Below are 6,952 nucleotides of genomic sequence, written 5' to 3' on the forward strand. Positions count from 1 at the left end.
ATAAGTCACATGTTACCCACAAGTTATTCACACTTTGTGTATAAGTACGCATGTTCGCAAGTTTTTTTGTGGGTATTTAACTTTATCTGTGGATAATTTTCAGAAAAGTTGAACAGTCAATAAAAACTTGTTATAAATGAGATTTATCCATCATAAATTACTAGATTCGACTTTTTTATATTATTGAAAGAAAACAATTAAATAATTTTTTATTTTCTCTATAAAAAAAGCATGGCGAAAGGATATACTGCTACATCCTTTCACCATGCTTCTATACCCTATTTCCAGCTCATGAGCTCCATCCCAGGTCGCCCATTCATTGCTAAATTCCCACGAATCCCTGCTTCATACATTTCATACGCAGCTGCACCAATCATTGCAGCATTATCTGTACATAATTTTAAAGGTGGCACATAAAATGGAATACCTTCTTCTTTAAAGGCTTTTTCCAATGCTGTCCGTAATCCTTTATTCGCTGATACACCGCCAGCTGCAATTACTTGTTTTACCTGAAACTCACGTGCTGCTCGTACTGTTTTACCCGTCAATACTTCCACTACACTGTCTTGGAAGCCTTTTGCAACATGCTCGGCAATAATTTCTTCACCGCGCTGATCCATATTGTGTTTATAGTTAATCACTGCAGATTTTAAGCCACTGAAACTAAAGTCGTATGAATCCTCCTCCAACCATACACGAGGGAAAGGCACGGCTTCTGTTGCTTCATGGGCAAGACGATCAATATGAGGACCACCTGGATATGGCATATTCAAGACACGGGCTACTTTGTCATATGCTTCACCTGCCGCATCATCACGCGTTTCACCAATAACTTCAAAAGAACCATGTTCACGCATTAGGACAAGCTCTGTATGTCCACCTGATACAACGAGTGCCAACAGCGGAAATTCCATTGGCTGTACTAGATTGTTCGCATAAATATGCCCGGCAATATGATGTGTCCCGATCAATGGCAATCCGTGTACAAAAGCGAAAGCCTTAGCCGCATTAATACCGATTAACAATGCACCGACTAACCCGGGCCCTTCTGTTACGGCAACAGCGGTTAAATCTTTCGGTTCCATATTTGCCTGTTTTAATGCTTCTTCTAAAACAATTGTCATTTGTTCAACATGATGACGTGATGCGATTTCCGGGACAACCCCGCCAAAACGCTTATGACTCTCAATTTGCGATGATACTACATTCGAAATAATCTCCGTGCCATTTTTAATGATGGCCGCTGCTGTTTCATCACAACTTGTTTCAATTGCTAATATATAGTTATCCATTATAAATTCACCCACATTACTAACGCATCTTCCTGGTTATCCGTATAGTAGCCTTTACGAAGACCTCCGTCTAGGAAACCAAGTTTGCGATATAAATTTTGTGCAACAGTATTCGTTACACGTACTTCTAAACTCATGACATCCATATTAGCTTCTTTCGCTACTCGCATCGCTTCACGCATAAGTGTTTCACCAATGCCTTGACCACGTACAGACTTTACAACCGCTACATTTGTAATCTGTGCTGCATCAATAACAAGCCAAATTCCACAGAAGCCGATAATTTCACCTGTTTCGTCTTCAGCGACTAAATAATGTGCATACTGGTTTTCCGTCATTTCGTAATAAAACGAATCCAATGTCCATGGTGTAGGAAATGATGCGAGCTCAATTTTATGAACGGCCTGAACATCATCTATTGTCATTCTGCGATACCGTACCATTAAAGTTGCTCCTTTTTCTGTTCCTTTATCCAATTCGCTTCTGCTTCTGCAATACGGCGATATTGGGGAACAAAAGCATGAACAGCCTCAATTGTCGGTAATGGCATTTGTTGTGCCAAAGCAATTAATTCGGACGCACGCGGTAAATCCATCGTAAATTGAGCACGGATAGCAAAATCACCTAATACTTGCTGAATTTTTTCCATGTATAAATCGACATCTGTTCCGACAAAGAATATTGGCTGTTGTAATTGCTGAAGCTTCTGTAATAATCCGTCTATATGATCATGGTGATCTTCAATAATCGGTTCCATAGTATCTGCTTTATATATTCCGGCATATACATTTTGACGACGAGCATCGATTAATGAACAGATTGCATAATTAGCAGTACGGGCATTCGCAGCCAATGCTTTCAAGCTTGATACGCCTACCAATGGCTTTTGCAGTGACCATGCCAAAGTTTTGGCAAGAGTGACACCAATACGCACTCCTGTATAAGAGCCGGGACCTTCAGAAACGGCAATCGCATCAATCTGTACCGGTGTAATGCCTGCCTTGTTTATTACTTCTTCAATTGCCGGCATGGCACCAACCGAATGTGTTAATTTTATATTTTGCACGACTTCTGCAATTACTTTATTATCTTGTACTATGGCGACAGAAAGCGGTGCATTTGCTGTCTCTATTCCTAACCAAATCATTTTAATAACTCCTTACAAAGACGAACATATTTTTCGCCTATCGGTTTCAATACAAATTTACGTTTCGTTTCGTCGATGCGTATAATTTCAATTGCTAAACGCTCTTCAGGCAAATCTTCCTGAATAAGATGTGCCCATTCCACAACTGTTACAGCATCCCCATAAAAAATTTCTTCCCAGCCTAAATCTTCATCGCTATCTTCCAGACGATATACATCCAGGTGATTAAGCGGAATACGTCCTACATATTGCTTCATAATCGTAAATGTCGGGCTATTGACCGTTCGTTTTACTCCAAGCCCTTTTGCAAAGCTCTGTGTAAATGTCGTTTTGCCCGCCCCTAAATCACCTTCAAGTGTAATCGTATATTGTGGCTCGACTAATTCTGCCAGTCTCATCGCAAGTGCTTGCGTTTCTTCCAGCGTATTTATATCTTTTTCAAATATCATTTGATTGCTTCCTTCCACAAAAAAATCCATTATCTCTAGTTTACTTGAACTGAGGCAATTGTTCAAAATGTATCACTTTTATATTGACCATACTCAATAACGTTAATATAAAGTAGCTGCGAAAAAAAGAAAAACACTCATTTTTTCTGAGAAAAAGTGAATGTTCCTGAACTTCCCTTTATTTGATTTTCATTATCTGGAACAATAGGATAGTTAAGAAGTATTATGAGAATACATACATGTAACCTCATTTGCTGTAATCACTAACGCTTTGATTTTCCTTTACGTTCCACTATTTCTTTTTTTACCAATACATCATCCTCAAATTTTAGGCGATATCCTTTCGTCAGAAGAATTTCATCGTTCCATTCATAAGTACCGTTATTAATTTGCTGACCGGCACCCCCGGAAATACGTACTACGTCTAAATAAGACATCCCTTCTTTTACTTCTTTATACTCTTCTTCATTCATGTATTTTTGCCATACGTATGTATTGCTTTCTTCTATCTCTAAAACTTCATCATGACAAGCTGTTATTAGCATTGTCAGCAACATAACGAGACAAATAGATAGGAAGACATAAAAACCCTTTTTATTCATTTGTATCCCCCTCAATTATCCTTATAAAACCATTCCCGAAATTAAGTGGTTCAAACATTACTAAAATGAAAAGGAGAATACGAACGTATTCGCATCCTCCTTATTTAAATAAACTTAAATTCTTGTATTCATCAACTAGCCTTTATTAACTTATATACCGGGAATCCAACCTGGTCTTGACAGTATTTTCTCCATTAAAGGACCTGGAATTACAGTATCGATTTTCTTATCATAAGCTGTTACTACACTTTCCCCATTCTGTACCTTTTCCACCCAATGAGGTTCAATTAATAAGGCACGACCAAGTGCTACTAAATCTGCTCCTAACTGTAATGCCTGATCTGCTTCTTCACGAGTATAAATTGAACCTACACCAATTAATGGTTTACGGCCATTTAACAAGCTGTGAATTACAGAAATACGATTTTGTTGGCCGTTTTTATAACGATGTGTTTCAGATTTAAAATCTCCAATTGAAATATGCAAATATGTTAGCGCTGTTTTCGCTAATTCGTCTACTAATCTTACTGTATCATCCATCGTAATACCATCTTCTTCAGGCTCTTCCGGGCTGAAACGGTAACCGACAATAAATTTTTCATCAGCATATTTGTTTTTTACTTTAATTACTTCCTCTACAACTTCCAATGGGAAATGCAATCTATTTTCAAATGTTCCCCCGTATTCATCTGTTCTTTTATTTGTAAAGGCAGAGAAATACTGTTGAATTAAATACGTATTTGCACCATGGATTTCAACGCCGTCAAAACCTGCTTCAACAGCTCTTCTTGTTGCTTCAGCATATGCTTTAACCATTTCTTTTGTTTCTTCAAGAGTTAATGCACGTGCTTCTTTTTTCTCAATTGTAACAGCTGTACTTGCACTAACAACATCTCCATTTGGTACTAAATGTTGTAGTGATTGTCGGCCTCCATGATGAATTTGTAAAACCGCTTTAGCACCGCCTTGTTGAATAGCCTGTGCAATTCTTCGCAAGCTTGGAATATAGCGATCTTCATGAGCGGCGATTTGTCCTGGGAAAGCTTTTCCGTTTGCTGCAACATATGCGCATGCTGTAATGATCATTCCTGCTCCTTCAGCACGTTCTTTATAATATGTTATTTCCTCATCGGAAACTGTATCATCTTCATTTGCAGAGTAAGTTGTCATAGGTGCCATTACTAAACGATTACGTAACTCAACCTGTTCATTCAATTTAAACTTTTCAAAAAGTGCTTTCATTACAATTCCTCCCTTTTGCTATGTATGTACTTTAACGAAACTGCATTTTATTTTCAAGTTAGAGCTCCTCATAAATTTAAATGAGGTTTTTAAAAAAACAAAAAAACCCACTGATTCCTCAGCGGGTTTGCGTTGTGCGAAGCGACGTCCTACTCTCACAGGGGGAAGCCCCCAACTACCATCGGCGCTAAAGAGCTTAACTTCCGTGTTCGGTATGGGAACGGGTGTGACCTCTTTGCCATCATCACTTCACTATTTTCGGCTTCCAATTCACGGCGCTATCCTTCGTCAACTTCCCTCGTTCTTTCAGTCACGTACTTAAGTACGCTCCTTCAATCACTCAGTCGTTTCCTCGACTAGCTTGTGTCTTGAAACCCTTAGAAAGATCATTCTTTCAAAACTGGATAAACGTTTCATTGAATTGAGCAATAAAATGTGGTTAAGTCCTCGACCGATTAGTATTCGTCAGCTGCATGCGTCACCGCACTTCCACCTCGAACCTATCTACCTGATCGTCTTTCAGGGGTCTTACTTACTTGCGTAATGGGAAATCTCATCTTGAGGGGGGCTTCATGCTTAGATGCTTTCAGCACTTATCCCGTCCATACATAGCTACCCAGCGATGCCTTTGGCAAGACAACTGGTACACCAGCGGTATGTCCATCCCGGTCCTCTCGTACTAAGGACAGCTCCTCTCAAATTTCCTACGCCCACGACGGATAGGGACCGAACTGTCTCACGACGTTCTGAACCCAGCTCGCGTACCGCTTTAATGGGCGAACAGCCCAACCCTTGGGACCGACTACAGCCCCAGGATGCGATGAGCCGACATCGAGGTGCCAAACCTCCCCGTCGATGTGGACTCTTGGGGGAGATAAGCCTGTTATCCCCGGGGTAGCTTTTATCCGTTGAGCGATGGCCCTTCCATGCGGAACCACCGGATCACTAAGCCCGTCTTTCGACCCTGCTCGACTTGTAGGTCTCGCAGTCAAGCTCCCTTATGCCTTTACACTCTACGAATGATTTCCAACCATTCTGAGGGAACCTTTGGGCGCCTCCGTTACTCTTTAGGAGGCGACCGCCCCAGTCAAACTGTCCGCCTGACACTGTCTCCTACCCCGCTAAGGGGCATGGGTTAGAAGTTCAATACAACCAGGGTAGTATCCCACCGACGCCTCCTTCGAAGCTGGCGCTCCGAGATCTCTGGCTCCTACCTATCCTGTACAAGTTGTACCAAAATTCAATATCAGGCTACAGTAAAGCTCCACGGGGTCTTTCCGTCCTGTCGCGGGTAACCTGCATCTTCACAGGTACTATAATTTCACCGAGTCTCTCGTTGAGACAGTGCCCAGATCGTTACGCCTTTCGTGCGGGTCGGAACTTACCCGACAAGGAATTTCGCTACCTTAGGACCGTTATAGTTACGGCCGCCGTTTACTGGGGCTTCAATTCACAGCTTCGCTTGCGCTAACCGCTCCTCTTAACCTTCCAGCACCGGGCAGGCGTCAGCCCCTATACGTCACCTTACGGTTTTGCAGAGACCTGTGTTTTTGCTAAACAGTCGCCTGGGCCTATTCACTGCGGCTTCTCTAGGCTATGCACCCAAAGAAGCACCCCTTCTCCCGAAGTTACGGGGTCATTTTGCCGAGTTCCTTAACGAGAGTTCTCTCGCACACCTTAGGATTCTCTCCTCGACTACCTGTGTCGGTTTGCGGTACGGGCACCTCTCACCTCGATAGAGGCTTTTCTTGGCAGTGTGAAATCAGGAACTTCGCTCATACGAGCTCGTCATCACAGCTCAACGTTAAAGTATGCGGATTTGCCTACATACACGCCTTACTGCTTGAACACGCGCAACCAACGGCGTGCTTACCCTATCCTACTGCGTCCCCCCATTTCTCAAACGGTGAGGAGGTGGTACAGGAATATCAACCTGTTGTCCATCGCCTACGCCTATCGGCCTCGGCTTAGGTCCCGACTAACCCTGAGCGGACGAGCCTTCCTCAGGAAACCTTAGTCATACGGTGCATGGGATTCTCACCCATGTTTCGCTACTCATACCGGCATTCTCACTTCTAACCGCTCCACCAGTCCTTCCGGTCTGACTTCAACGCTGTTAGAACGCTCTCCTACCACGCATACTCAAAGTATGCATCCACAGCTTCGGTGAATCGTTTAGCCCCGATACATTTTCGGCGCAGCGTCACTCGACCAGTGAGC

General features: G+C 42.4%; 6 protein-coding genes and 2 rRNA genes (1 of these 8 only partly in view). All 8 read right to left on the reverse strand.

Annotation, left to right across the window (positions count from 1 at the left end; all coding sequences use genetic code 11):
- Positions 1–278: 278 nt before the first annotated feature.
- On the reverse strand, positions 279–1,292 hold the full coding sequence (gene tsaD, locus MHB58_RS18545; RefSeq protein WP_014822546.1) for a tRNA (adenosine(37)-N6)-threonylcarbamoyltransferase complex transferase subunit TsaD: 1,014 nt from the start codon (positions 1,290–1,292) through the stop codon (positions 279–281).
- Entirely contained in the window at positions 1,292–1,735 is a 444-nt protein-coding gene (rimI, locus tag MHB58_RS18550) for a ribosomal protein S18-alanine N-acetyltransferase (protein ID WP_008408479.1), read from the reverse strand. The genes tsaD and rimI overlap by 1 nt, the downstream gene beginning before the upstream one ends.
- Positions 1,735–2,439 carry a tRNA (adenosine(37)-N6)-threonylcarbamoyltransferase complex dimerization subunit type 1 TsaB gene (gene tsaB / locus MHB58_RS18555; RefSeq protein WP_340735810.1) on the reverse strand — a complete coding sequence of 235 codons (705 nt, stop codon included), beginning with the start codon at positions 2,437–2,439 and terminating at the stop codon, positions 1,735–1,737. Before tsaB ends, rimI begins: the two co-directional genes overlap by 1 nt.
- Positions 2,436–2,888: a tRNA (adenosine(37)-N6)-threonylcarbamoyltransferase complex ATPase subunit type 1 TsaE gene (gene tsaE, locus MHB58_RS18560; protein ID WP_008408477.1), complete on the reverse strand. Its 453-nt coding sequence runs from the start codon at positions 2,886–2,888 to the stop codon at positions 2,436–2,438. The genes tsaB and tsaE overlap by 4 nt, the downstream gene beginning before the upstream one ends.
- A 263-nt stretch (positions 2,889–3,151) precedes the next feature.
- A complete protein-coding gene (locus tag MHB58_RS18565; RefSeq protein ID WP_087618576.1) occupies positions 3,152–3,490 on the reverse strand; it encodes a hypothetical protein in 339 nt (112 codons plus the stop codon).
- 150 nt (positions 3,491–3,640) lie between these two features.
- A complete protein-coding gene (locus tag MHB58_RS18570) occupies positions 3,641–4,732 on the reverse strand; it encodes an NADH-dependent flavin oxidoreductase (protein WP_340735811.1) in 1,092 nt (363 codons plus the stop codon).
- 136 nt (positions 4,733–4,868) lie between these two features.
- Positions 4,869–4,984 (reverse strand): 5S ribosomal RNA (gene rrf / locus MHB58_RS18575).
- 183 nt (positions 4,985–5,167) lie between these two features.
- Positions 5,168–6,952, reverse strand: a 23S ribosomal RNA gene (locus MHB58_RS18580) (it continues 1,144 nt past the right edge of the window).

The sequence above is a fragment of the Solibacillus sp. FSL K6-1554 genome, from assembly GCF_038005185.1.
Taxonomy (GTDB): domain Bacteria; phylum Bacillota; class Bacilli; order Bacillales_A; family Planococcaceae; genus Solibacillus; species Solibacillus silvestris.